31 protein-coding genes are annotated in these 26,985 nt (G+C 36.2%); 1 reads left to right on the forward strand and 30 read right to left on the reverse strand.

Annotated elements, in window-relative coordinates:
- Positions 1-110: 110 nt before the first annotated feature.
- The 28 genes from FS802_RS06265 to FS802_RS06400 form a co-directional block, all read right to left on the reverse strand.
- Entirely contained in the window at positions 111-791 is a 681-nt protein-coding gene (locus FS802_RS06265; RefSeq protein WP_002096760.1) for a zinc metallopeptidase, read from the reverse strand.
- A 112-nt stretch (positions 792-903) separates the two neighbouring features.
- Complete coding sequence (ypjB, locus tag FS802_RS06270) at positions 904-1,692, reverse strand: sporulation protein YpjB (protein ID WP_000831598.1); 789 nt, start codon at positions 1,690-1,692, stop codon at positions 904-906.
- A 107-nt stretch (positions 1,693-1,799) separates the two neighbouring features.
- Complete coding sequence (gene lit, locus FS802_RS06275) at positions 1,800-2,486, reverse strand: lipoprotein intramolecular transacylase Lit (protein ID WP_098707583.1); 687 nt, start codon at positions 2,484-2,486, stop codon at positions 1,800-1,802.
- A gap of 25 nt (positions 2,487-2,511) precedes the next feature.
- Positions 2,512-3,102, reverse strand: coding sequence for a lipoprotein heptaprenylglyceryl N-acetyltransferase LhaT (gene lhaT, locus FS802_RS06280; protein WP_000262812.1), 591 nt, complete (start codon positions 3,100-3,102; stop codon positions 2,512-2,514).
- A 120-nt stretch (positions 3,103-3,222) separates the two neighbouring features.
- The gene (gene qcrC, locus FS802_RS06285; protein ID WP_000554600.1) at positions 3,223-3,990 is read right to left on the reverse strand and encodes a menaquinol-cytochrome c reductase cytochrome b/c subunit; all 768 of its coding nucleotides are present in this window, start codon (positions 3,988-3,990) and stop codon (positions 3,223-3,225) included.
- A gap of 43 nt (positions 3,991-4,033) precedes the next feature.
- Positions 4,034-4,708 carry a menaquinol-cytochrome c reductase cytochrome b subunit gene (qcrB, locus tag FS802_RS06290; RefSeq protein WP_000932700.1) on the reverse strand — a complete coding sequence of 225 codons (675 nt, stop codon included), beginning with the start codon at positions 4,706-4,708 and terminating at the stop codon, positions 4,034-4,036.
- Positions 4,709-5,221 carry a menaquinol-cytochrome c reductase iron-sulfur subunit gene (gene qcrA, locus FS802_RS06295; RefSeq protein ID WP_001290419.1) on the reverse strand — a complete coding sequence of 171 codons (513 nt, stop codon included), beginning with the start codon at positions 5,219-5,221 and terminating at the stop codon, positions 4,709-4,711.
- Positions 5,222-5,364: 143 nt separating this feature from the next.
- Entirely contained in the window at positions 5,365-5,820 is a 456-nt protein-coding gene (locus tag FS802_RS06300) for a YpiF family protein (protein ID WP_098720221.1), read from the reverse strand.
- Between the two features lie 154 nt (positions 5,821-5,974).
- Entirely contained in the window at positions 5,975-6,511 is a 537-nt protein-coding gene (locus tag FS802_RS06305; protein ID WP_001095922.1) for a ReoY family proteolytic degradation factor, read from the reverse strand.
- 85 nt (positions 6,512-6,596) lie between these two features.
- Positions 6,597-7,847, reverse strand: a complete 1,251-nt coding sequence (locus FS802_RS06310; protein ID WP_098653862.1) for a tetratricopeptide repeat protein — start codon at positions 7,845-7,847, stop codon at positions 6,597-6,599.
- Between the two features lie 350 nt (positions 7,848-8,197).
- Positions 8,198-9,310 carry a histidinol-phosphate transaminase gene (gene hisC, locus FS802_RS06315; protein ID WP_001264044.1) on the reverse strand — a complete coding sequence of 371 codons (1,113 nt, stop codon included), beginning with the start codon at positions 9,308-9,310 and terminating at the stop codon, positions 8,198-8,200.
- A 115-nt stretch (positions 9,311-9,425) separates the two neighbouring features.
- Positions 9,426-10,511, reverse strand: a complete 1,086-nt coding sequence (gene aroB, locus FS802_RS06320) for a 3-dehydroquinate synthase (RefSeq protein ID WP_098720222.1) — start codon at positions 10,509-10,511, stop codon at positions 9,426-9,428.
- Positions 10,511-11,683 carry a chorismate synthase gene (aroC, locus tag FS802_RS06325; RefSeq protein WP_098707584.1) on the reverse strand — a complete coding sequence of 391 codons (1,173 nt, stop codon included), beginning with the start codon at positions 11,681-11,683 and terminating at the stop codon, positions 10,511-10,513. Before aroC ends, aroB begins: the two co-directional genes overlap by 1 nt.
- Positions 11,684-11,956: 273 nt before the next feature.
- Positions 11,957-12,403 (reverse strand): nucleoside-diphosphate kinase, encoded by a 447-nt coding sequence (gene ndk, locus FS802_RS06330; RefSeq protein ID WP_000415885.1) that lies wholly within the window; start codon positions 12,401-12,403, stop codon positions 11,957-11,959.
- Positions 12,404-12,527: 124 nt separating this feature from the next.
- Complete coding sequence (gene hepT / locus FS802_RS06335; protein WP_048561342.1) at positions 12,528-13,490, reverse strand: heptaprenyl diphosphate synthase component II; 963 nt, start codon at positions 13,488-13,490, stop codon at positions 12,528-12,530.
- Positions 13,491-13,529: 39 nt separating this feature from the next.
- A complete protein-coding gene (gene menG / locus FS802_RS06340) occupies positions 13,530-14,243 on the reverse strand; it encodes a 2-heptaprenyl-1,4-naphthoquinone methyltransferase (RefSeq protein WP_001187666.1) in 714 nt (237 codons plus the stop codon).
- A 29-nt stretch (positions 14,244-14,272) separates the two neighbouring features.
- A complete protein-coding gene (locus FS802_RS06345) occupies positions 14,273-15,022 on the reverse strand; it encodes a heptaprenyl diphosphate synthase component 1 (protein ID WP_002096763.1) in 750 nt (249 codons plus the stop codon).
- A 212-nt stretch (positions 15,023-15,234) separates the two neighbouring features.
- A complete protein-coding gene (folE, locus tag FS802_RS06350; RefSeq protein WP_001151478.1) occupies positions 15,235-15,804 on the reverse strand; it encodes a GTP cyclohydrolase I FolE in 570 nt (189 codons plus the stop codon).
- Between the two features lie 120 nt (positions 15,805-15,924).
- Entirely contained in the window at positions 15,925-16,197 is a 273-nt protein-coding gene (locus FS802_RS06355) for an HU family DNA-binding protein (RefSeq protein ID WP_001043860.1), read from the reverse strand.
- Positions 16,198-16,496: 299 nt separating this feature from the next.
- Positions 16,497-17,975: a stage IV sporulation protein A gene (spoIVA, locus tag FS802_RS06360; protein WP_000416519.1), complete on the reverse strand. Its 1,479-nt coding sequence runs from the start codon at positions 17,973-17,975 to the stop codon at positions 16,497-16,499.
- Positions 17,976-18,217: 242 nt separating this feature from the next.
- Positions 18,218-18,931 carry a hypothetical protein gene (locus FS802_RS06365; RefSeq protein ID WP_000755477.1) on the reverse strand — a complete coding sequence of 238 codons (714 nt, stop codon included), beginning with the start codon at positions 18,929-18,931 and terminating at the stop codon, positions 18,218-18,220.
- A gap of 64 nt (positions 18,932-18,995) precedes the next feature.
- Positions 18,996-19,199, reverse strand: coding sequence for a DUF2768 domain-containing protein (locus FS802_RS06370; protein ID WP_001288995.1), 204 nt, complete (start codon positions 19,197-19,199; stop codon positions 18,996-18,998).
- Between the two features lie 267 nt (positions 19,200-19,466).
- Positions 19,467-19,718 (reverse strand): stage VI sporulation protein F, encoded by a 252-nt coding sequence (locus tag FS802_RS06375; protein ID WP_000369753.1) that lies wholly within the window; start codon positions 19,716-19,718, stop codon positions 19,467-19,469.
- Between the two features lie 115 nt (positions 19,719-19,833).
- Positions 19,834-20,856 (reverse strand): NAD(P)H-dependent glycerol-3-phosphate dehydrogenase, encoded by a 1,023-nt coding sequence (locus FS802_RS06380; protein WP_098653863.1) that lies wholly within the window; start codon positions 20,854-20,856, stop codon positions 19,834-19,836.
- Positions 20,857-20,874: 18 nt separating this feature from the next.
- Positions 20,875-22,185: a ribosome biogenesis GTPase Der gene (der, locus tag FS802_RS06385; RefSeq protein WP_001125888.1), complete on the reverse strand. Its 1,311-nt coding sequence runs from the start codon at positions 22,183-22,185 to the stop codon at positions 20,875-20,877.
- A gap of 124 nt (positions 22,186-22,309) precedes the next feature.
- Positions 22,310-22,495: a capping complex subunit for YIEGIA gene (locus FS802_RS06390; protein ID WP_000979052.1), complete on the reverse strand. Its 186-nt coding sequence runs from the start codon at positions 22,493-22,495 to the stop codon at positions 22,310-22,312.
- Positions 22,492-23,385, reverse strand: a complete 894-nt coding sequence (locus FS802_RS06395) for a YIEGIA family protein (protein WP_098720223.1) — start codon at positions 23,383-23,385, stop codon at positions 22,492-22,494. The genes FS802_RS06390 and FS802_RS06395 overlap by 4 nt, the downstream gene beginning before the upstream one ends.
- Positions 23,378-23,989 (reverse strand): YphA family membrane protein, encoded by a 612-nt coding sequence (locus FS802_RS06400; protein WP_000399216.1) that lies wholly within the window; start codon positions 23,987-23,989, stop codon positions 23,378-23,380. Before FS802_RS06400 ends, FS802_RS06395 begins: the two co-directional genes overlap by 8 nt.
- 116 nt (positions 23,990-24,105) lie before the next feature.
- Here FS802_RS06400 and FS802_RS06405 point away from each other — a divergent pair, with 116 nt between their 5' ends.
- Complete coding sequence (locus FS802_RS06405; protein WP_000513900.1) at positions 24,106-24,240, forward strand: YpzI family protein; 135 nt, start codon at positions 24,106-24,108, stop codon at positions 24,238-24,240.
- A gap of 331 nt (positions 24,241-24,571) precedes the next feature.
- Here the strand turns inward: FS802_RS06405 and FS802_RS06410 are convergent, their stop codons facing one another.
- Positions 24,572-25,621 carry a type 2 isopentenyl-diphosphate Delta-isomerase gene (locus FS802_RS06410; RefSeq protein WP_098653865.1) on the reverse strand — a complete coding sequence of 350 codons (1,050 nt, stop codon included), beginning with the start codon at positions 25,619-25,621 and terminating at the stop codon, positions 24,572-24,574.
- Positions 25,622-25,633: 12 nt separating this feature from the next.
- Entirely contained in the window at positions 25,634-26,782 is a 1,149-nt protein-coding gene (rpsA, locus tag FS802_RS06415) for a 30S ribosomal protein S1 (RefSeq protein WP_098653866.1), read from the reverse strand.
- Between the last annotated feature and the right edge of the window lie 203 nt (positions 26,783-26,985).

A 26,985-nucleotide genomic window follows, 5' to 3' on the forward strand; every position in this document is an offset into this window, starting at 1 on the left:
TTCCCCCACCGCCTTTCCGCATTACTTCTATTCCTTCTATTATTTCTATTTGCAATACATTATATAATTCAATCCACAATATAAAAAAAGACTATCAAAATTGATAGTCTTTAGTCGTCGCTACGCTGCATACCAGTATACATTAATACGAGACGTAATAATTCAAATACCGCTACAGCTGCAGCCGCTACATATGTTAATGCTGCCGCATTTAATACTTTACGAGCTTGGCCATATTCATCTGTTGATACGATACCTAAAGCTTCAATTTGTTGCATTGCACGCTTTGATGCATCAAATTCAACAGGTAATGTAACAAGTTGGAACACAACACCTGCTGCCATTAAAATGATACCTAATAACAACAAATTAGACATAGATGCAAAGGCACCAATCATAATAAATACCCAAGAAATATTTGATCCAAAGTTTGCAACTGGCACTAACGAATGACGAATACGCATAAAGTTATAATCTTTTGCGTCTTGAATTGCGTGTCCTACTTCGTGTGCTGCAACTGCTGTACCAGCAACTGAATGACCGTAATAGTTATCTGTTGATAATCGAACTGTTTTGGCAGTTGGATCATAATGGTCTGATAAATGACCTGGTGTTTCTTCTACAGCTACGTTGTATAATCCATTCTCATCTAAAATTTTTCGAGCCACTTCCGCTCCTGTCATACCTGAAGTTGAATAAACTTGTGAATACTTGCTATAGGCACTACGTACTTTTGACTGTGCATACAACGGTATGATCATTATGATCGCGAAGTAAATTAAATAAAACATCATGAACCTCTGAACCTCCGTTGAAGTTTTAATTATAGTACTTCTCATTCTATTTTCTTCTGACATCATTGTCAATGAATAAACCTTACAATCCATATCTTTATTTATTGCATTATCTATTCTTAGAGTGTACATTACTTTTTCTTTTTTCTCTCTCTCCTTTATACTTTCTCCATCCAACATAAGTTAATGTGAATAAAATAAGACCTCCAGTAATTGTCATAAACCAAATGAGAGAGGGTGCAATTTCATCTTTTTTTACTGTGTGAAATATTTTTTGCAAATCCCCTTTAATGATTCCTACTTGCATTTGCCCACCTTTCGTATTTAACATAACGTTACGAAATTCATCCAAATAAGATAAATGGGCATTTACACGCTGCACTTCGTTTTCTGGCAGAGCAATCATTAAACTTGGATAAATAATATTAAATTCATGTAAAAATGTGTTTAACGTTTGCTGAAACTGTCCCGTATCTTCTTTTTTCATCGCTTTTTCCATTTGAGAAAAGGCACCCATTACTTTTCTTTCTCTTTCCATCCAAAGTGGTTGATATTTCGACACTTGCGCATCAACAGCGAGCTGCAGGGCTAACACATTATCAATTTTAACTTGTTTACCTAAATCTGTTTCCGAGAGAGATTGTTTCGCCTTGTCGTAAGCTAAAGAAATAACTCTAACTTGATCTGGCGTTACTTCTTGCTTCTTTTCATTCCCCTTTATAACAAACTGCTCGGAGAAATGTTGTAATACTTGTACTGCTTTTTCATCTTCATTACGCTTCACTAATTGTAATGAGTCGTCTAACAACCCTGTTAGTTCACTCCACTCTTCAGCATATATACGTAACGGAAACATTATAATTAGAAATGCTATTAATCCAATTAATGTTCTCTTCATCACGGTCCCCCCTATAACTACTAGTACAAAATATGTTAATTTGGACAAGAATAGAACAGTACTGGACTGAAAAATATATTATCGTTTTACAAACAAAAAAATTCTCTTTAAACAGAGAATTTTTCCTTTGAAATCCTTTTCTTTTTTACGAAATATCTATACAAGCTGTAACAAAGTATGCTGCCGCATAAAATAAATAATAAAATTGCACACGCAGCATGCATAAAGAATTCTTCTGGTAACATTAATATAATTGGATCCGTTTCAATATCAAACATCCAATAATCATTACTGAATAAAAGCTTATGGAATAATACAAAACTCTTTTCAAAATTAATAGCGATCGGTAACATGAGCGCGATCGGTAACATAATTGTTAAAATTGATCCGTGCAGTAAAAACTTTTCATTTTTCTTTTTTAATAAATAAATCCCGCCTATTATTGCAATCATAATTGTCGCATACATTACATATTGAATCTTTACTAAAATATTTTTAACATCTACAAAATGAATACGGCCATTTGTAGACATATCTAATGTTGGCAACTGCAATGCTCCATCATAAAACGGCGATAAATATGTAATAAGCACATCATAATTTCTTTTAATATCATCCTTCGTCATATCCGCTAAATCTGGAATGTTTAAAAAATCAATTTCAAAATAATATAGCCATTTTCCGTATACAACCGCCGTTGTTGCGAGTGCAAATATAGAAAATGCGATGCTATATGAAACAACTATAGTAATCAATCGATCCAATATTTTTATACCACTCTTATTTTTCTTCATTTTCTCCCCCTAAATGTTCTAACTATCATAAAGAAAACTGTTTTCGGTTCTCACGCAAGCAATAATAATATGTAAGACATAGTGTGATGATGCTTAGCCAAAACGTAAAGTAACCAATTTCTTCTACAAACAAATGCATAATTCCATATCTCGGCATTTGCCAAAATAAATAATCAATTGCATCATTATGTAATGTCCATATAGCCGCTACCGCAAAATGCCATTTTTTTATACGGTAAAACGGTGCATATAACAATCCTTGTACTGCCATCGCAAAGTGCGAAAGCATTAACATATACCCCATAAGACCAATAGGACCTTTTACATAGATCATAATTGCATTTACAACAACAGCCCATATACCATATTTCATTAAAGTAACAATCGCTAGCGCCTCTATTAATCCCCAATTTCTCTTTCTTAAAAAAGCAATTAAAACAAAGACAAAAAAGAGACTCGCCATCGGGCTATCGGGTACAAACGGCCAAAATATAGGTGAGGTTTCTTTTAATTGATTTCCATACCATATAAATCCGTATATTGTACCTAATATGTTAACAACTAATAAAAATAATAATATAGAGCGTTGTCTTAACATTGCATACAAATAAACCAAGCTGTATGTCCAACACCTTTCAAACAAAGTCATTCTTTCCTCAAACTCTACTCTATTATATAGTAAACTTTCTTTCATCAAAATAAAAAGCTGACTACAAATTTTGTAGTCAGCTTTTTATTATTTTTTATTATACTTAGCAATGAATTCCGAAAGCTTCTTCAATTCCTCATCCGTACCTTTAAATACGCCTTTAGGCATTGAACCTTTTCCATCTTTCGCAATTTTAGCAATTTCTTCTGGCTTTAAAGTTAAATTTTGCAGTGCCGGTGCTGCTGCCCCGCCCTGTAAATTGTCACCGTGACATGTTAAACAAGTATTTTTTTGCATTAATTTATAGCCGTCATCATTTTTATCAACTGGTGCTGTTTTTACAATTGCTCCTTGTTTTTTTGCAGCTTCCCAGTCGTGGTGTGCTACAGATTCCCAAGTTAAAAAGATAATCGATGCAATTGCTAAAAGCATAAATCCAGTTGCTACAGGACGCTTCAATGGGCGTCTTTCTGGTCCTCGATCAAGAAATGGAGCTAACAGTAATGCGCCAAACGCAATCCCTGGCATAATAAACGCTCCAATTACAGTAAATGAACCAGAAGCATAAGAATACTTTAATAACTGATACAAGAATAAGAAATACCAATCTGGAAGTGGTATATATCCGGCATCAGTTGGATCCGCCATTCTCTCAAGTGGTGACGGATGCGCCACTGTTAAACATAAATAACCGATTAAAAAAACTGCACCAACCATCCATTCTTTTAACAAGAAGTTCGGCCAAAACGCTTCTGTTTTTCCTGGGTATTCAGAATAGTCTTTTGGAATATTTGGTTTCCGAGCTACTGGTACCCGAGAATCTCCTACAAACTTCATCCCTTTGCCGCGATGCATAATCTCCCTCCTTTAGTTCTTTCCCCTTTAATTTAGCAATCTCTTATAGCGGACCGGAAATACCTTGTTTGCGAATCATGATGAAGTGGAAGGCCATTAAACCTAGAAGTGCTGCTGGTAAGAAGAAGACGTGAATAGCAAAGAAGCGAGTTAATGTTTGAGCGCCAACAATTTCGGAATGACCAGCGAGTAATGTTTTAATATAAGGACCAATGAGCGGCGTTTGCTCTGCAATTTGAATCCCTACTTTCGTAGCAAATAATGCTTTCATATCCCACGGTAATAAATATCCGGTAAAACCAAGACCTAACATAACAAAGAAAATAAGAACACCAACAATCCAGTTTAACTCACGAGGCTTTTTATACGCACCCTGGAAGAAAACTCTAAGTGTATGTAAAAACATCATTACAATGACGAGACTAGCGCCCCAGTGGTGCATACCACGAACAATTTGTCCATATGCAACTTCATTTTGTAAATAATAAACCGATTCCCAAGCATTTTTAATATCAGGCACATAATACATCGTCAAAAACATTCCTGATAAAATTTGAATTACAGTAACGAAAAAGGTAAGTCCTCCAAAGCAATAAACGAATGCAGAAAAGTGATGTGCCGGGTTTACATGTTCAGGTACTTCATGATCAGCGATATCACGCCATATTGGTGTAATATCTAACCTTTCATCTACCCAATCATAAATTTTATTTAGCATCTACTTTGCACCCCCTTTTGGCTTCGCTTTGCCTAAATACAGCGTTCCATCTTTTACTTTGGACTCGTATACATCAAGCGGAGCAAGGGGCGGCGTGCCTTTAATGTTCATCCCGTCTTTTGTGTAACGGCCCCCGTGACATGGACAAAAGAATTGATTCGGATGTGCTTTGTCCGAATTCCAGTTAACTGTACATCCTAAATGTTTACATACTGGAGAGAACGCAACAATGTCTCCGCTTTCATCTTTATGAACCCAAGCTGATTTTGGCTCTTCGGACTTGTACCAACCATCAACCTGCTTCACCTTAAAGTCGAAACGTTTCGGCTCTGTTGTAATATCCTTTACTTGTGCAACAGCAACCATATCCGTTCCCGCTTCTTTTCTTAACACCGGATCAAGCGCAAATCGCGTCATCGGCATTAAAATACCCGCTGCCATAAAGCCTCCTACCCCTGTAAGGGTGTAATTTAAAAACTGTCTTCTTGATACACGATGTTCTTTCTCGCTCACGAAAATTTCCCCCCTCTATCAGAAATTGTCCCCTCGTGATAAATTATATAAAAAATAAAAACTAGGACACTATCATGATATAATACGCTTAGGTACAGGTCAATATCATACTACTCATAATAATAAGAACTTTCTGTTTATTATTACTTTCCCCATTTTTCTTCTAACATCACCATTATATTTTTTATATGTGCATGAATAACTTCTCTTTTCGCTTGATCACTAAATTGTTCTAACGCTAATGAAGGAAACCAAAATAAATCTCCTTGTAACTCTTGCATATCTTCTTTCCATGAAAAATCACTTGTAACATAAGCAATATGCTTAAAACCTTGCTTTTGCAAATGATTTGTCCATTCTTGCAAACGACCTTTTTCATTTTTTTGACTTTCTACTAAATACGTAAATGCCGGTAGTAAAAGTACTCTTCCTTTATATTCTCTTTCCAACTCCATACTCAACAATTTGATAAATTCACCTTGTTCTACTACCATTTTCATTTCTTTTGCTGCCGAAATTGATAAAAGTGGTATAACACCAGTATCTACATACTCTCTTGCTTGCTCAAACTGCTCCACATCTTTTACTCTCCATTTCAAATGTCTTCCCTCCCTTCATTTGCAAATGACAGAACTTTCACTTTATATATATTAAACCATACTAAAAGAGGTAAAAAAAGAAAAACTACCTATATTAAGGTAGTTTTTCTTAAAAAGTCTGAAATTTGTAAAATTTTATGAATCCAAATGAATTCTATAACATCTTTAACTCAGCTGTTAACTTATGAAACGCTTCCTTATCTTGCTTATCCAGCGCTTCATCAATTTGTTTCAAAAGACGTTCTCTTCTAAAAGAAAATACACTTTCTTCTAAAAATCTTTCTGCAAGTAAACGATCTTTTTCATTTACTTCAATATGCTTTGGTAAATACGGGTTTTCTTCTAGTACAGCTACATAATTGGCATTTTGAAACGATGATTTAAAATTGAGTTGAATATAAATATCTTCATCTCGATTTAAACGAATATCATGAAACGATTTTTCAGCATCTGTTGTCATAACATTTTGTTTAAAAAAGTGAAACGGTGTGTCTTTCACACAATTCGCGGACATCACTAAACCACGCGGACAATATTTTGCATGCTCTACGAAGTGGACTTTATGCATCAATTGGTCATGACTCATTAAATAATTCAAAATCCATACGCATTCACGCTGTTTCAGTTGGTAATTATTTAAAAACCATTTTACAAAATCCTTCTTCTCGTTTACAGAAACAGGGGTATTCATAGCAATTAAGTCCCTCCTCTGTCTTTCTCTTTTCTTTTTAGATTCAAGAAGCGGTATTCAGTTTCCTTCCAACTTATGAAAAATCCTATAAATTATATAACAATTCTTCAATATGAATTTGTGTCGGGTCTAGTTGTATTAACTGAGTAAATACTTCTTTCGCCTCTTTTCGCATACCTTCTTCCAATAAGAAATAACCGTACTCTTCCAAGAAGTCTGGATGATTCTTAAAAGAAGTATATGCACTTTCATAGTGTTTTAATGCATCCGAATACATTTCTAATTGTTTTTTTGCAAACGCAAGATCCCAAAGTAGTTGTGTATCTGGTTCTCCGCTATCAATCGCACGCTCTACAACTGCAATTAACTCTTCATATTTTTCTTGTTCTTTTAAGATATACGCATATTTTAATATCGCACCTAAATGTCCTGGATCTAACTCAAGCGCTTTTTGAAGCACTTCCTCTGCTTCCGCTATTTTTCCTAATTTCGCCGCAATGTTCGCTAATTCTACATAAAATGGTACAGAAAGCTCATCTACTTTAATTCCTTCTTGAAGTGTTTCATAGCTTTCTTGAAGCATTCCCTCTTTTTCATAGCTTTTCGCCAAATACATGTACAGCGATGCATACTCCGGATCTAATTCTTTTAGTTCTTGCCAAGCACCAATTGCTCTTTGGTATTCTTCACCTTGGTATAATGTGAAGGCATATCCAAATATTGAGTGGATATCTTTTTGTTCCTCTAAACCTGCTTCATAGTAAGAGATCGCTTCTTCCCAATTTCCAATCGCACTTAACGTTTCTGCGAGGCGAAGTGCAATGACAACACCACCCATGACTTTATGTTCTGCTAATAGCGACTCATAATGAGTGATTGCCTTTTGTTCTTCACCTTTACTACTATATAACTCTGCTAATCCAAACGTAATAACAGGTTCGTCAGGCATCATTTCTTTCGCCTTTAATAGTTTTTGTTCTGCTACATCATCGAAACCTTGCATTTGGAATAAATCTGCAACAAGTAATAACGATTGAACATATAAGTCATCATTTTCTGGAATATCATGAAGCACTTCAATCGCTTCATCTTCTTTGTCTAGATCAATATATAATTCTGCTAAAAATACAGTGAATTCACTTTCTTCCGGATACAATAAACGCAAGTCTTCTGTAATAGCTAACGCTTCATCCGTAAATCCAAGTGTATGATAATAGCGAGCGATATCATACTTCTCTTCATCATTCGCAATTTTTAATTGTTCTTTTAATAATTGTAATCCTTTTTCCGCTTCACCATTTTCAATATATGAAACAGCTTGTTCAAACTTTTGCATAAACGTCTCCTTTAATTCTAACAAATATTATTTTCTGTTCATTTACCCCGATTGGTGCGGGCTAATAATCAGTGAGGGGATGAGCATCCCCTCACTGATTAAAGTTTCACTTTATCATAAGCAACTAGGTGTACGAACGCAACCTTTAGAATGAGCATACTTCTTCTTGTACTTTCACTGATAACGATTCGAATATGACACCGATACCGCATTACTACTTTCTATTGTACCGTTTTCTTTCATTACCGTGCAAATAACTTCCCTTATTAATTATTAACACGCACGGATCAAGCTTTACAGGCCTTCATTTAAATAAAAAAGACTCCTATATTAGGAGCCTTCACAAACTCTTAAGAGTATGTTTCTTCTTTCTTTACTTGCTCGTTTACAAGCTCTTTTAATAATTCTATAATTTCATCATTTTCTTCTTTCAAACCGACAGTAATACGAATACCATCCTGTATACCAAATGCAGCACCAGAACGAATAATATATCCTTTCTTCATTAATCGTTCGAAAGCCTCATTACCAGGAATACCGAGTTTTAAGAAAATGAAATTTGTTTGAGATGGATAATAGAATACGTTATATTCCTTACAAAATGCGTAATATTGATTTAATCCTTCTTCATTCTTTTTCACACATTCTTGTAAAAACACTTGATCTTCTAATGCAGCGAGTGCTACAGCCTGCGCTACAGTCGATGTATTAAATGGTAACCTTGCTACTTCTAGCTGCCCGATTAAATTCGCATTACCAACCGCATATCCGATACGGAAAGCAGCTAAACCATATGCTTTTGAAAACGTGCGTAAAACCATAAGATTTTCATACTTTTCAAGAAGTGGTAATGTTTGCGGATAGTCTTCTGCCCCCGCATATTCATAATATGCTTCGTCCATAATAATGAGCGCTGACTTAGGAACTGATTCTAAAAATGAAAGTAATTTTTGTTTCTCTACATATGTACCTGTCGGATTATTCGGGTTACAAATCCATACAATCTTCGTTTTATCATCTACTTGCTGTAACATCGCATCTAAATCGTGAATGCCATCTTTAAGTGATACTTCACGAACTTCTGCTCCTTCAATAACAGCATGGTGATGGTATTGCGAGAATGTTGGATTCGCCATTACAACATTTGTTCCTTCATGTAGTAATGCACGGCTAATCATTTGAATGACTTCATCTAATCCACTACCAAATAACAGTTGTTCTGCTTTAACACCTAACTGCTCTGCTACTTTTGTCCGAAGTTCAAATGCATATCCATCTGGATAAAGAGCGTATTGACTCGCTAAAGAAGTTAATGCTTCTGTTACGCGTGCTGAGCAACCGAATGGATTTTCGTTCGATGCTAATTTCACAATTTTTGATAATCCATATTCCCTTTTTACTTCTTCAGTATTTTTCCCAGGTACATATGCTCTCAAAGTTAACAATTGCTCTTTCACTCTCATTTTTCTTCCCCCAGTCATTTTATTCAATTACAATACGGTTATAATCCCTTACTATAATCGTTTATCATTACCGTCACTATTACGAGAATACCTCTAAACAAGCACTTCGCACCTTTTAAACCATATCCTTTTGAAATGCCTCTAACGCAATATGAACAGTCTCATCTGGAATAGATACGACATTCACTACCCCATATTCCTGCATAAGCACCATATGAATCGCTCCAGCATTTGCTTTCTTATCCTGTTTCATCAATTGAACGAGGCGCTCTACATTCAAATCACTTGGCATTTTTGGATAGCCGTACTTTAAGAACCACTGCTTCATCTCTTCATAGGAAAGATCAACCTTGTACACTTGCTCACTTAAAAACAAGGCAAATAACATTCCAACCGCTACTCCGTCACCGTGAGTAATATTTCCATATCCTAGTTCTTTTTCAAGAGCATGGCCTAACGTATGTCCAAAGTTCAAATGGGCACGTACACCTTTTTCTGTTTCATCTTGTGATACAATATTTGCCTTTACAGGAATTGCCTTCGTTAATATATGGATTAACTTCTCATCACGAAGATCCGCTAATGTTTGCACTTCTTCTTTTAACCAATGATACAGCTTTACATCACCAATAAGAGCATGTTTTATCACTTCTGCATAACCTGAACGCCACTCTTTTTCAGGAAGTGACTGTAAAAACGGCGTATGATATACAACTACTTCCGGTTGATGGAATGCACCGATCATATTTTTACCTAACGGATGATTGATCGCTACTTTCCCACCTACTGCGCTATCGTGAGCTAATAAAGTCGTTGGAACTTGAACGAAGCGAATTCCACGCATAAACGACGCAGCAACAAAACCAGCTAAATCTCCAATCATCCCGCCTCCAAGTGCAATAATTAAAGAATTTCTATCTAATTTATTTTCAAGAGCTGACGTATGAGCCGCATAGAAATTTTCAAAAGACTTCTCTTTTTCTCCACTCGGTACAACGAATAAAAATACTGTTTGCTCTATTTGCAACGCGTCTACAACTGTCTGTAAATGTAAAGTTGCAACAGCTTCATCTGAAATGATCATGATGTTTGATACAGATGGCTGCATGTTTTGAATGATTGTTGTCAAATGTGACAACGATTCTTTTCCTACATGTACATCATATTCTTTTGATTTCGTTTGAATATGTATGTTTCCCATTAAAATCCCCTCGCATATTCATTATGTTTCTCAATATTTTCACGAATAAGGTCCATACGATCTAATCCGAATTGTTCTATTAAAGCTGTCGCTAATTCCCAAGCCACAACCGCTTCTGCAACGACACTAGCTGCTGGCACAGCACAACTATCTGAACGTTCAATGCTCGCTGTAAAAGGCTCTTTCGTTTCAATATCTACACTTTGAAGAGGTTTATATAGTGTAGGGATCGGTTTCATCACACCGCGCACAACAATTGGCATTCCAGTCGTCATACCGCCTTCTAATCCACCTGCATTATTTGTTCTTCGTGTATATCCATGTTCCTCATTCCACAGAATTTCATCATGAACTTCACTTCCCGGTCTATGCGCTGCTTCAAAACCAATTCCAATCTCGACGCCTTTAAAAGCATTAATGCTCATAATTGCGGCTGCTAATTTCGCATCCAGTTTTCGATCATAATGCACATAGCTACCGACCCCAATTGGCATTCCTTCCACAATCACTTCAACGATTCCACCGATTGAATCTCCATTTGCTTTCGCATCATCAATTGCTTTCATCATTTGGTTACCTGCTTCTTCATCTAAGCAACGTACAGGTGATGCTTCTGTAATACTTTTTAATTCTTCAATTGAAATATACGTAATTTCCTGAGCCTCAACACCGCCAATTTCAATTACATGGCCCGCCACTGTAATACCAAGTTCTGCTAACACTTTTTTAGCAACCGCACCAGCAGCAACACGCACTGTCGTTTCGCGTGCTGAAGAACGCTCCAGTACATTTCTCATATCTCTATGACCATATTTAATCGCACCATTTAAATCAGCATGTCCAGGTCTTGGTTTTGTTACTTTCCTTTTCATTTCTTTTTCTTCTTGTTCCGTTAAAGGCTCTGCGCCCATAATTTTTGTCCAATGTGCAAAATCACGATTTTCAACAACAAGTGCAATTGGAGAACCTAATGTCTCTCCATGTCTAACACCACTTACAATTTGCACTTGATCTGTTTCAATTTGCATGCGTCTACCACGCCCATGCCCCTTTTGCCTTCTAGCTAACTCTTCATTTATATCATCCGCTACTAAAGGCAGTCCTGCTGGAACACCTTCTATAATCGTTGTAAGTTGTGGACCATGAGATTCACCAGCTGTAATATATCGCATACGTTATTCCTCTTTTCGTATATGTATTTATCTCGCTATATTAAGCAATGATATTATCTTTCCTTGCTCTAAAAATATGAAAGAAATTATATATTTGATCAGCCATTCGCTTATTCTCCGATAGGCCTTTTACTTTACATATCAATATATCATAACAGCTCTAACTTCGTAACTAATTGAAATAAAAAAAGTGCAAGAAGAATACCCCTATTCTCCTTGCACTTTCTACTATTATCACAGTGATTAAAGCGTTTACAAATTATTTCAAAATAATTAGTAAATCCATTCATTCATTAATTTTGAGTAGTCAACTAATTCTTCTTCCTTAAAGAAAATAGCAATCTCGCGCTCTGCACTTTCTAACGAATCAGAACCATGGATAATGTTTTTCGCAACAGTTACACCGAAATCTCCACGAATTGTTCCAGGAGCTGCTTCATGTGGTCTTGTTTTACCCATCATGTTACGAGCTGTATCTACTACACCTTCACCTTGCCATACCATTGCGAATACAGGGCCAGATGTAATAAAGTCTACTAATTCACCAAAGAAAGGTTTCTCTGTGTGCTCAGCATAGTGTTGTCCAGCAATTTCCGGAGTGACTTGCATTAATTTTGCACCAACTAATTGAAAGCCTTTTTTCTCAAAACGAGCTACGATTTCCCCAATGAAGGCACGTTGTACACCGTCTGGTTTTACCATTAGAAATGTTTTTTCCATAAAAAATCTCTCCACTTCTGAATTATGTATGTAATTGTATATCCCCACACACATATTAACACCCTTATCACAATTGCGCAATAGTTTTGAAATAGAGAGATTATTTTATTTTTTAGAAAAAACACTAAAATTTTCGTTTCCCAATATACTTTGCTACATTTTGTAATGCATACTTCGCTTGTCCACGCGGAAGTGGTTTTATGATTTCTAATGCTTTATGTAAATAACGTTCACTAAACGCAAATGCTTGATCAATAGCGTCACTATTTTTTACAGCCTCAATAATTTCTTTCATTTCGTCCGCTGTTGTATTTTCATGTACAGATATGATTTTCTTACGAAGGATCGGATCTTCCATAGCGTATAGGGCAGGAAGCGTAATATTCCCTTGTAGTAAATCTCCACCAGCAGGTTTTCCAAGCTTCTCTTCTGTGGAAACGAAGTCTAAAATATCATCAATAATTTGATACGACATTCCTACAAAATACCCATACCAAAATAGTCGATTTACCGTATCACGATTAGCGCCAGCAGCAATTGCTCCTAGTTGACAACTCGCAGCAATTAATAATGCTGTTTTTCGCTTTATTCTTCTTAAATACGTTCGTAAATTTTGGTCATAATTGTACTTATCTTTAATTTGTTCAATTTCACCTTTACAGACTTCTAAAATGGTATGCGATAGCGCCTGATGCGCCTCTGGAATTTCGATATTTGTTATACATTCAAGAGACTTAGCGAACAAATAATCCCCTGTATACATTGCAATACGATCTCCCCATTTCGCATTCACAGTTGCACTACCACGTCGTAAAAATGCAGCATCAATAACATCATCGTGAACAAGAGAAGCCATATGAATAAGTTCTAACGCAACAGCTACATGTTTAATTGCATCTAACTTATAATCTCCAAATTTTCCCGCAAGCAACACAAATACAGGACGAATTCGCTTCCCACCAGCTTCAATAAGTTGTAATGCTGCCTCTTCTACCAATGGCTGTTCAGAAGCAACTGTCTTTTTTAATTCTTTTTCTATCACATTAATATCCGATCGTAAAAAAGAGTACATAAGTTGTAACTTCATATTGTTCACCTTAACCTAAAACTTCTTTTTTCTTTTTTTCTATTTTGATTCTGGTTTCATACCTAAATGCATCGCTGCTACCCCAAAAGTAAACGGCTTCACTTGTACATGTTCAAGTCCAGCTTTTTCAAACATATGAGCCAATTCTTTCATACCCGGGAATGTACTAGCAGATTCTTGCAGCCATGAATATTCTTTAAAACTTTTCGCAAATAACTTTCCAAATAACGGCATGATATATTTAAAGTATAAAATATACCCTTGTCGAAAACCAATCATTGTTGGTTGAGATGTTTCTAAACAAATTACTTTTCCACCTGGTTTTACTACACGCGTCATTTCTTTTAATACGTGCATATAATCCGGTACGTTACGTAAACCAAATCCAATCGTTACATAATCAAATGTGTTATCTTCAAATGGAAGTTCCATTGCATTCCCGTGTAAAAGTTCTACTTGTTTTAATTGTAACGCCTCTACCTTTTGCTTACCGACAGATAACATATTTTCACTGAAGTCTAAACCAACAACCTTGCCCTGTTCACCTACCGCTCCAGCTAGCGCAATTGTCCAGTCCGCTGTCCCGCAGCATACATCAAGAGCTTTGCTACCTGGTTTTACATCCATAATGCGCATCGTCTCTTTACGCCACGCTTTATGTCTTTGAAAACTAATGACAGAATTCATCACATCGTATTTATCAGAGATTTTCTCAAATACATCATGTACTCTTTCTTCTTTTGATTGTTGCATGCTCGTACCTTCTTCCAATGTAAAATTGCTTATGTCTTCGATTTATCTCTTAACACAGAGTTTATTTCGCTTATATCTGTGTGGTTTTCCAAATATTGATTTTCTTTCTTTCTGAGTTCCATCATCCATCCATGAATAACTGTTTCTACCTCCGCTTTATCCTTCATAATCCCTTGAACTGCTTGAAAAACAGGTGAATGTTGTTTATCAGCGTGCAGTTCACATTCTTTTTGAAGACGGTTTTTTCCTAGTACATACGTTATAAATGGCTTCCAATGCGATACATGAAAATGATCACATGTTTTTTGCAAGAGTGCAGACTCAATCGTTACTACACTTTCCATTATGTCATCCATCGTTTCATGCGCTTTTTGATATAACATTATTTTGTGTTCATTAATTTCTTTAATTCCTTCAGCAAGCGCGCGAATTAAAACAATATCACGATTCATAGACAATAAGTAATAATATAACCCACTATAGTAATCACCAGCAAGTACTGTTAACTGGCGACGTTTATGCGATTCAACCGCTTCTTCCCCTGCTTTATTTGATACTCTTTCATGTGTATCAAGCGCAATTTGCACAAGCATAATCGTTACTACATAATGCTCAATTTGTTCTATATGTAAATTTTCACTTTTTAAAGCACCATATAACAATGCTATTTTTTCTTCATCAATAAATGGTTCTTCAATATAGTTTATAAAATAAGGATGGCGTAATTTCTCCATCAATTTCTCTCTTATACCCGCATACCCTCCGTAGATGTCACACACAAAAATCACCCTTGTTTTCTAATTCATAAAACTTATTATAACACATACATTCTATTTTCTATAACCAAAACTTGGCTACTCTTTCCAAACTTCCACCGAACTAAATAACATCTTCCATTCTTTTTAGTAGTCTTTCTATTCTCACTCTGCCTTGCTAAAACTATATCATTTATTTACATAAAAAAAAAAGAAAAGCAGTTTCCTACTTTTCTTTACTTTGTTTTAATAAAAGATAAAATTTCACTACGTGCCGCTGCATCATTTTCTAACACACCACGTACTGCTGTTGTTACAGTTTTCGCGCCCGGCTTTTTCACACCACGCATCGTCATGCACATATGTTCCGCTTCTACTACTACCATTACACCATGCGGCTCTAGTACTTCCATAATAGAGTTCGCTACTGTTGATGTAATACGTTCTTGCAGTTGTGGACGACGTGCAATTGTATCTACAGTTCGAGCTAATTTACTTAACCCTGTCACTTTTCCGCCTTGCGGAATATATGCAACGTGAGCAACTCCATAGAATGGAACTAAATGATGCTCACACATCGAATAAAACGGTATATCTTTTACTAGTACAAGCTCCTCGTGATCTTCTCCGAACACTTTATGCAAATGTTCTTTCGGATCTTCATGCATACCCGCGAACACTTCTGCGTACATTTTTGCCACACGCTTTGGTGTATCAAGTACTCCCTCACGATTTGGGTCATCTCCGATTGCCTCTAAAATAAGGCGTACTGCATGTTCAATTTGTTCTAAATTAACTTTTGCCATCCGCTAGCCCTCCCGAAAACCTAAAAGTGATACGAACACATTCTAGCATATTTATGTTTTTAAAAGCAAAAAGAAGAGTTCCCAAAAAGGAAACTCTTCTTCCCTGTTAATATGTAAGGATTATTTAACCGCATCTTTTAACGCTTTACCAGGTTTGAATGCAGGTACTTTACTTGCAGCGATTTCAATCTCCTCACCTGTTTGTGGGTTACGACCTTTACGAGCCGCACGCTCACGAACTTCGAAGTTACCGAATCCGATCAGTTGTACTTTATCACCTTGTTTTAAAGCTTCTAAGATAGAATCAAAAACAGCGTCTACTGCTTTTGTTGCGTCCTTTTTAGAAAGGGAACTTGCTTCTGCAACAGCATTGATTAAATCTGTCTTGTTCATGCCATTCACCTCCTCCCAAAGATAAGACTGTATAATGATCATAAAATGAGTCTTACTTTCATTTGTAGGCAATTTTTACAAATTCTATACTACAAAGATGTAGATAAATCATTATCAACGCCTATATTATACGATTCTCCTTTATAATTCAATATTTTTAAGGAAATTGTTACTCTTAAAATGTGAAAATCTGATGAAACTTGACAATTTACAACAATATATTAGATAATGACTGTTTATTTTGCTATTCTATACGCGAAAATCAAAAAAATCCCTCTACGATGAGAGGGATTTTTTTCTTATAATATAATCGCAATTAATCCGCCAGATCCTTCATTAATAATTCTTTCTAGCGTTTCTTTTAATTTATATCTCGCATTTTCTGGCATTAAAGATAGTTTCGCTTGAATGCCTTCTCGAACAATAGAGCTAAGTGAACGTCCGAATATATCAGAATTCCAAATTGATAATGGGTCATCTTCAAAATCCTGCATTAAATAACGAACTAATTCTTCACTTTGCTTTTCAGTACCAATGATTGGCTCAAACGTTGACTCCACATCTACTTTAATCATATGAATAGACGGAGCTACAGCTTTTAATTTCACACCAAACCTTGAACCGTGACGAATAATTTCTGGCTCATCTAAGCTCATGTCAGCTAACGCAGGCGCTGCTACACCATATCCTGTTTGCTTTACCATACGCAGGGCATCCGCCACTTGATCGTATTCTATTTTCGCATGAGATAAATCGAGCATAAGCTTTAATAAATGATCTTTCCCTCGAATTTCTACTCCTACTACTTCTTTTAAAATTTGATCATATAATTCATCTGGTGCATATAAATCAATCTCTGCTACACCTTGCCCCATATCAATGCCAGCTAGGCTCGCTCGATCAATAAATTCATACTGACTAAACTGCCAAACGACACGGTCCACATCACGAAGACGTTTTATATCCTTCACAGTCTCTTGAACAGCTTCTTGATAACTTTGGCGTAACCAATGCCCTTCATTTAACACCATCACCCAGCTCGGAAGGTTAACATTCACTTCTAAAACCGGGAACTCAAATAAAGCCTCTCGAAGCACATTGTACACATCTGTTTCCCTTAAACTTTCTACACTCATCGCAATGACTGGGATATCATATTCTTCAGATAAACTTTGGCGCAATTGCTCTGTATCTGGATGATACGGCTGTACAGTGTTGATGATCATAATGAAAGGTTTTCCGACTTCTTTTAACTCATTTACTACGCGTTCTTCTGCTTCTATATAATCTCTTCTTGGAATTTCACCAATCGTTCCATCTGTTGTAATTACAACACCAATTGTGGAATGTTCTTGAATTACTTTACGTGTTCCGATTTCTGCAGCTTCATGGAATGGAATAGGTTCTTCATACCAAGGAGTATTAATCATGCGTGGGCCATTCTCATCTTCATAGCCTTTTGCTCCTGGAACCGTATATCCAACGCAATCTACCAATCGAATATTCACTTCAAGACCTTCATCTACTTCGATAGAAACCGCTTGGTTTGGAACAAACTTCGGTTCCGTCGTCATGATTGTACGACCAGCAGCACTTTGAGGCAGTTCATCCTGCGCCCTTTGACGGTCAGACTCATTCTCAATATTAGGAATAACTACAAGTTCCATAAATTTTTTAATGAATGTTGATTTCCCTGTTCGAACAGCTCCTACAACTCCAAAATAAATATCACCGCCTGTGCGTTCCGCAATATCTTTAAAAATATCTACCTTTTCCAAGTGATTCCCTCCCTCAATATTTTTGGGAATAATTCCACATTTATAGTCAACTAATACCTTCTCTAACGTTGCCTATAATATCTGATATAATATAATGGTATTCTAGAAGTTCGGACAATATATCATATAATTTTGTCCAATTTCATATGACTATTAAAAAATACCTTTTGTTTGCATCGCAAGTTGTGTAACATAAAAAACCTTTCTTCTAGAACTTATTCACTAAAAGAAAGGTTCATGACTTATGATTTTAAAAAAATTGGTTCTCCATTCTTTACCGTATACGGTAAAGAATACGCAGGTACAAATGGAGAATCTTTCGAAAGTATATTCCGAATATCTTCCCCCTCCTTAAATTGCCCTTCATTTTTTTTCAACGCTTCATATAAGTCGATTCGATAATCAACATAAATTTCTCCCTTTTCATTGATTACAAAAGGAAGCCCTTTACCAGAATACGGACTTGTCACTTGCGGTACATCTTTATATCCTAGTTTTTTGAAATCTAATTCATACACACCATCTGAAATTACCTTTTTAAAAGGTGGATATTGATGTTCATCTCGATACATCCTAAGCTTTAATGATAATTCCTGAATTTGTTCAGCCATCCTAACATCAATTAACTTTACTGTCGGGTTTGTTTCAACGTCTATTAATACGTATTGGTATACTCCTCCGCTTTCATACGCATTTCCTGGCGCTTCTTGTATGTAGCGCGGAGCAATCTTTTGAAAATCAATTGGATACTTTTGATAAATAGGCGTACTCATATCCCGCGTCTTAATTGGCAATATCCCCTCATTTTGCTCCTTAAATGTCACTACAGCTTTTTGAACAACCTGTATCTGATCTTCATAAGGAACGGCATTTTGTTTCATATTTTCTTTCGGATACAGACATCCTGTTAAAAGGCTCATACAACAAAATATTAAAATAATATGGACTTTTTTCACTAGCAATCACCTTTTCATACTAATATAACTTGCTCCGTATGTAGCATTTTCGAGACCATTCCATTTACTGCTGTACAGGTCCACTAAATACAACAAGAAAAATAACAATTCCTGACACAATCATAAGGGTGTACGCTACTAACGCTGTAATCCCTTTCAAAAATTTATTCTTTATTTTGTATCTACTTAGTAAAATAAAACTTACTGCAAAAAACATAAATCCAATTGCTCCTAAAGCAAACCACATTTTTATGAGCCCTTCTGACATATACACACCCCTTTTTATTAATCTATTTTTATACTATTTTAACAAATTAAAATCTTTAAACAAATACAAAAAGAACATTTTACTACAAATTACGAATATATAACTTTAATCAACAGGTTTTTTTCGCATCTTCCACTAATCTAAATAAAAATAAAACCGAAGCGAGTGTATCTCTCGCTTCGGTTGACCAAATATGCCCAAAACAGCTCTATTCCCATACTTTCATGGCTATCATATGCAATCTACAAACTCTTTGTTTCTTATATTTTATTTTTTAAACATTTTGCTTAACGAACCAAAATCAGCGGGCATATTATTGTTAATGATCGCTTTTACAATTTGATCCTCTTGCTCTTTCGGCACTTCACGTCCTGCCATAAGAGCCACTTGATGAATCAATTGACGAAGCACAGTCTCATCACGTAAATTCGCATTCTGTACAGATGATGCTAATTTAAAAATATCTTCTTTATTCACTTTCGCTTCTTTTTCAATGTTATTAAAAATGTTATTATCCATTCTTTTCACCCTCTCCTCAAGTTACTCTTCATCCTATGCAAAATTAAAAAAATGGTGAAAAGACCCATAAAAATAAAAAGCGACAGAAGTACAAATGTACTTCTGTCGCTTTTCTTTAAAGTAAGTCAGGTATAGCTTCCACTTCATGTTTTCGAACACGTCCCATTAATGAGCCTACTGCATCTTTCACATTATTCCCATTGAATAGCACGTCATATAAAGCAGCTGTAATCGGCATTTCAACTTCCATTTTCTCTGCTAATTCGTGAGCAGCTTTCGTTGTTCTTACACCTTCTACAACCATACCCATACTTTCTAACACTTCTTCTAAAGAGTGCCCTTTTCCAAGCATATTTCCAGCTCGCCAATTTCGGCTATGGACGCTTGTACAAGTTACAATTAAGTCGCCCATACCAGTTAGACCAGCAAACGTTAACGGATTTCCGCCCATTTTTCTTCCTAAACGAGCAATCTCCGTTAAACCACGTGTCATCAATGCCGCCTTTGCATTATCACCTAATCCAAGACCATCAGTTATCCCAGCAGCTAATGCGATAATATTTTTTAACGCACCACCAAGCTCAACCCCAACAATATCCGGATTTGTGTATACACGGAAGTAACTATTCATAAACAAATCTTGTACTTCCTCAGCAGCTTCCATACGCTTTGCTGCAGACGTAACCGTCGTCTCTTGACGTAAACCGACTTCTTCAGCATGACTCGGTCCAGACAGTACAACAACGTCTTTAATCAAGCCCTCTGGAATTTCTTCCTCAATCACTTCCGAAATACGTTTTGACGTACCAGGTTCAATCCCTTTACTTGCATGAATCCAAGTAGTCGGACCTGCTACATATTTCTTCATATCTTGTAATACCTCTCTATACGCTTTCGTTGGTACTACAAGAAGTACTACATTTACATCTACTAATGCTTCTTCTAAAGAAGAGTAGGCTGCGATTGTGCTTGGCAATGTAATTCCTGGAAGGTATCGACTATTCTCATGTTTTGCATTAATCTCATCCATAAGTTCAGAACGATTTCCCCAAATACGTACATCATGTCCATTGTCAGCTAATACCATCGCTAACGCTGTTCCCCAGCTACCTGCTCCAACTACTGTGATTTTTGTCATAAAATCACATCCTCTCCATTAGTCTCTTGCTCTAGCGATAATGTGAATCGGCGTTCCTACAAAACCGAACGCTTCACGTAAACGATTCTTTAAGAAGCGCTCATATGAAAAGTGCATTAATTCTGTATCGTTTACAAATATAACAAATGTTGGTGGTTTTACCGCAACCTGTGTCGCATAGAAGATTTTCAGACGGCTACCATTATGAGTTGGTGTTGGATTCATCGCTACCGCATCCATAATTACATCATTTAATACGTTCGTTTGAATACGGATACTATGGCTTTCATTTACTTCATTAATAACTGGTAATAATGTTTGTGTACGTTTTTTCGTTTTCGCAGATAAGAATACAATCGGTGCGTACTCTAAAAATTGGAAATGAGCACGGATGTTTTCTTCAAATGCTTTCATTGTTTTTTCATCTTTTTTCACTGCATCCCATTTGTTTACGACGATAATAACAGCACGTCCTGAATCATGAGCATATCCAGCAATTTTTTTATCCTGTTCAATAATTCCTTCTTCTCCGTCTAAAACGACTAAAACAACGTCAGAACGTTCAATCGCTCTAAGCGCACGAAGTACACTATACTTTTCTGTGCTTTCGTATACTTTCCCTTTTTTACGCATACCAGCTGTATCGATGATTACATAATCTTGACCATCTTTACTATATGGTGTATCAACAGCATCACGTGTCGTTCCCGCTATATTACTTACAATTACACGTTCTTGACCAAGAAGTGCATTTACAAGTGATGATTTCCCTACATTTGGACGTCCAATTAAAGAGAAACGGATTGTTTCATCATCATACGCTTCTTCTTCAATCTTTGGAAAATGATTTGCAGCTTCATCTAACAAATCACCAAGTCCTAAACCGTGTGTACCTGAAATCGGGAATGGCTCGCCAAATCCTAATGCATAAAAATCATAAATATCACTACGCATTTCTGGATTATCAACCTTATTTACCGCAAGTACAATTGGTTTTTTAGAACGATATAAAATTTTAGCAACTTCTTCATCTGCTGCAGTTACACCATCGCGACCATTCGTCATAAAAATGATAACATCTGCTTCATCAATTGCTACTTCCGCTTGTTGACGAATTTGTGTCAAGAACGGCTCGTCTCCAATATCAATTCCACCTGTATCAATAATGTTAAATTCATGATTTAACCATTCTCCCGCACTATAAATACGGTCTCGTGTTATACCTGGTATATCTTCTACGATTGAAACTCTTTCTCCAACAATTCTATTGAAAATAGTAGATTTTCCTACGTTCGGGCGGCCTACTATTGCTATTACTGGTTTCGGCATATACTTTCATCCTTTCAACTTGCTTCTGTTTATTATGTAAAAAACCCTTCTTTGTGCAAGAAGGGATTTGCATTCCAGAATATTTCTCAGCGTATCAAAACACCTCACATTATACCACACGTTACTAATGTTTCACAATAATATATACATTCTCTTGTAAGCGATGCGCAATACCATCTAAAATTGCCTCTAAATTATTTGCAACAAATTCTAACTCATCTGTCGATTCACAAGTAAACAAAGGGGCACCACCAGCAAATTTCTCCGGCGTTGTTGTAATAACCGCGAGAATCACACTTTCTAACATCATCTTTTATCTCCCCTTCCTTTCGGGGCTTCCGATGACATATGAACAGCACTTTCTAACGTCGGCACATTCCCTATGACACCTATCGCTTTCTCTGCATCTTGATCTTGTGGCAAGACAAAAATCCCAACCCTACCATCTTCTAAATCACGCTTTGCCAACGGCACAAGCGCTGGCGTACCAGAATCTCTATAAATCCCTAAAGCAACAGAAACATCATGTAAAATAGCTTGTCGTTGTCCTAAGTTTGAGATTGTCACCATCGCATCAATTGTTTTCGGCCTTAAAATAAAGCCCATTCCATATTTCATAATTTCCTCTTGCCTTGCTGGCAATCCAATATTCATAATGTAAATGTTATCAATATACAGCCCCGCTCCTTCAAAACGAAGTGGAGCATGCTCGATATCAACAAGATCATGTAACCTTCTGCCAGACATTAATTTTTTCGCGATAATAAATGCGATTATAGCCATAATTACTCCAGCAATCCACGAATGGAATCCTATATACGCAAACGTCGTTGCAAACGACGTTAACATCGCCAAATAGTTTCGACTTTCAAAAACTAACGCAATCCCTTCAATATATGTATTTCCACGCGGTACGAGCTCATATCCATCTAATTGTTGAAGGGTATTTCTTTCCATATTACGCACATCACGAAACTGTGTTGCTGCTAATGTAAGAAATGTAATAGCAGAAAAATCTTTTTTCAAAATTGACGGAATCGCAATCGCTCCTAAAGCCGCTGCAATTAACCCCATCGCAACGTGAATAATTTTTCCGTGGAGCCTCGTCGGATATTGACGCGTATCTGTCCGGAGCATTAGCACTCTCGTTACTGTCCCCGCTATTACTCCGCATAAAATGGCCGGTGTATATTCAATCATGTATTACCCTCGCCTTTCTTTTACGTGCTTTCCTCTTGAACTGTTCCATGTATACTGATGCTTTTGCAATCCAAAACAAAATTGCCATGAAAAATGTAGCAACGGCGACGATATCAAAAAACGCTAAACTTCCGTAATCATAAGGGAAATGTAGTTTTCGAAAAATAAGTGTCACTAACAATTCCCCCTGTAACATTCCTATATAAAGAGAACATAATCGCAATATGCGATCCTCATGCAATAAAACCGATGCATACACAAGAGCACCACTTAACAAAAACAACCTGTCCACCACAATCCAAATCGGATCATATACTTCTAACAAATGAAAACTTGTATATAACATTGCAATAATAAGTGCCGAAAGTAAGCTATATAATTTTTTCCAAATAGAATATAGTGCGATTCCTATAAAAGCAACAATACAAAGCAAAAGTGCATTTACTGATACCGTGAATGAAGCAATCGTTACATGTAACGGAGAGCAAATAATAAAAATCAATATACAAACGCTTATCTTCCAGCGCATAGAGTCCTTTTTCATAAAAAAAGTTACAACGATCCACCCTATCCAAGCTAAAAAATAAAAAGTACTCCCTTCCATCATTTCACCTCCTATGTTTTCCATTATGGGAACTTTTTATGAAAGTTAATCCACTTTCTTCGCGCATAGTTTTTTCATATAACAGCAACACTTTTAATAAGGAGGTGCTATTCATTATGGGTAAAGATCGTCAAGAACGAAAACTAAGAGAATCACGACGCGTTGAATCTGATCGTGACCAATCACTACAATATCCGGGTGCAACTGGACTGGATACACCAGAGCAAGCCCGAAAACAAAATCAGCACTAATGAACACAAAAAGACGGTTTCGATATTGTACGAAACCGTCTTTTACATAATTATTTTAATGATTTTTACTTATATCAAAATAACATTTAACATCCGAATTTTTCTATGGTTTATTTTTATCTCCACCTATTTTTTCCTTTGCGAAATTAAACCCTCCCTAATAATTCAGTAGCAAACTATCTACATTTTCCAGCCTCTTTTTCAGTCGCAACTTGCACAAGATAGTGTTTATATAGGAATAATTTTATTTTGATAGAATATTAATTCCATTCCTCACCTTATATTACTAAAACGAACAAAAAACAAAAAAATCAACCAAACGGTTGATTTTTTATCTTCTACTATAATGCGTCGTATCAATACCACGCTGCGTTAACCAATGATACGTTTCGCCCTTTACAACAAGAGGTACAGCCTGTAACTCTTCTATCGTCTTTGCACCAAGAGCTGTCATAATAAATTTCAAATCTGTATGTAAAAGATCAATTTCATCCACTAACTTCTCGATACCATCTTGCATTAAAATACGTAAAAAATATCCAGCAAACGCAGTTGTATTCGCCCCTAATGCGATTGCTTTCGCTACATCAAGCGCTGTTTGTATACCCCCAGATGCAATAAAAGAGAGGTTATTATTTGTAGAGGTTGCTTCAATAATCGAGGTTGCTGTTTGTATGCCCCAGTTATTAAAATAAGAAAGCATTCGCTGTCTTCTTTCATTTTCAACAGCAGCAAAATTTGTACCACCTTGTCCACCAATATCAATTGCCGTTACACCTATGCTCGCTAACTGTTGTACGGTTTCCTTACTCATCCCAAATCCAACTTCTTTCACAATGACAGGAACTTTACTATTTAATACAATTTTCTCAATGCGCTGAAGTACACCAGTAAAGTCACGGTCTCCTTCTGGCATCGTTAACTCTTGTATGACGTTTAAATGAATTTGCAATGCATTCGCTTCAATCATATCAACGGCACGCTCTGCTTGTTCGATAGTTGCCTCACTACCTAAATTAGCAAAGAAAACACCATTCGGGTTTACCTTTCTGATAATCTTATAAGAAGCAGCCTCACTTTCATCTTTTAACGCCGCCATTTGCGACCCTACAGCCATAGCAAGATTATGATGTTTCGCTACATATGCTAATTGCTCATTAATATGTAACGTTCTCTCTCCCCCACCACCAGTCATCGCATTGATAAAAATCGGCGAACTTAGTGAAAGTTCGCCGATTTTTGTTTCACATGTTATTGTGTCATAACTTGAATTTGGCAATCCTTGATGCACAAAATCAATATCATGAAAGCCATGCGTACGAGACTGACCAGTAGAAAGAGCGTATTCAATATGATCTAATTTACGTTTTGCCCTTACCACTTGTACCCCTCTTTATTTCTTTAATTTTTTCAGTTGTTCACCAATAATATCACTTAATTGGAAAGTAGCAGAATCAGCATTTGGTTCATACTGACTGTAATCCTCAATTACATTATTTTCCTCAAGCGTTTCTTTTATACTTAAAGAAATACGTTTCTCTGCAACATGGACTTCAAGCACTTTCACTTTTACTTCTTGTCCCATTTCCAATACTTCATTTGGATTTTTCACGTGACGATTTGCAATTTGAGATACATGCACAAGACCTTCAACGCCAGGTAAAATTTCAACGAATGCACCGAATGTAACAAGACGTTTTACTACTCCCTCACGAATATCTCCAGCTTTTATTTCGCCAGCAACATTCTCCCAAGGTCCTGGCTGAGCTGCTTTAATTGATAAAGAAATACGTTGTGTATCAGCATCAACAGATAATACCTTTACCTTTACCTTTTGACCTTGCTCTAATACTTCAGAAGGTTGCTCTACACGTTCGTGTGAAATTTGTGAAATATGAACTAAACCGTCCACACCACCAACGTTAACGAAAGCACCAAAATCCGTTAATCGTTGCACTGTTCCTTCAACAACGTCTCCTTCTTTTAATGAAGAAATCGCTTCTTTTTTCTTAGAATCTAGTTCTAATTCTACTACTGCTTTATGCGAAAGGATTACACGATTTTTTTCGCGGTCTAATTCAACAATTTTCACGGCTAATGTTTTGCCTTTATAGTCAATAAAATCTTCTACATAATGTACTTCTACAAGTGAAGCTGGGATAAAACCACGAACACCAAGGTCCACAACTAATCCACCATTCACGATATCTTTTACAGTAACATCAAACACATGACCAGAAGTAAATTTCTCTTGTAATTCTACCCATGCTTTTTCTGCATCAACAGCACGTTTAGATAAGACAAGATCATCTTCTTCTAATTTAATAATTTTCAATTCTAGTATTTGATCTAATTCTACAACATCGCTTGCTTTTTCAATATGAACGTTAGCTAATTCACTAATTGGAATTACGCCATCTGTTTTGTATCCAACATTTACAAGCACTTGTTTCTCTTCAACTTTCGTTACAGAACCTGTAACAACGTCACCAACTTGTAATTCTTTTGAATCCATAACTTCTTCATTCATTTTCTCTACCATGGAAATACCTCCCTACAGAATTGACAAAGCATTTTTATGTATATACGAAATGAAAACATATGTTTTCATTTGCATGTTTAAGAATTTATCATCACATACTCAGTTTTCATACATTTCACTAGAAAATATATTAAACCTATATAAATAGTATACAGCAAAATCATCTTGAAGAAAGTATGTTTTGAAATATAATAGCGAATATA

Source organism: Bacillus sp. DE0042, from assembly GCF_007680225.1.
GTDB classification, from domain to species: domain Bacteria; phylum Bacillota; class Bacilli; order Bacillales; family Bacillaceae_G; genus Bacillus_A; species Bacillus_A wiedmannii.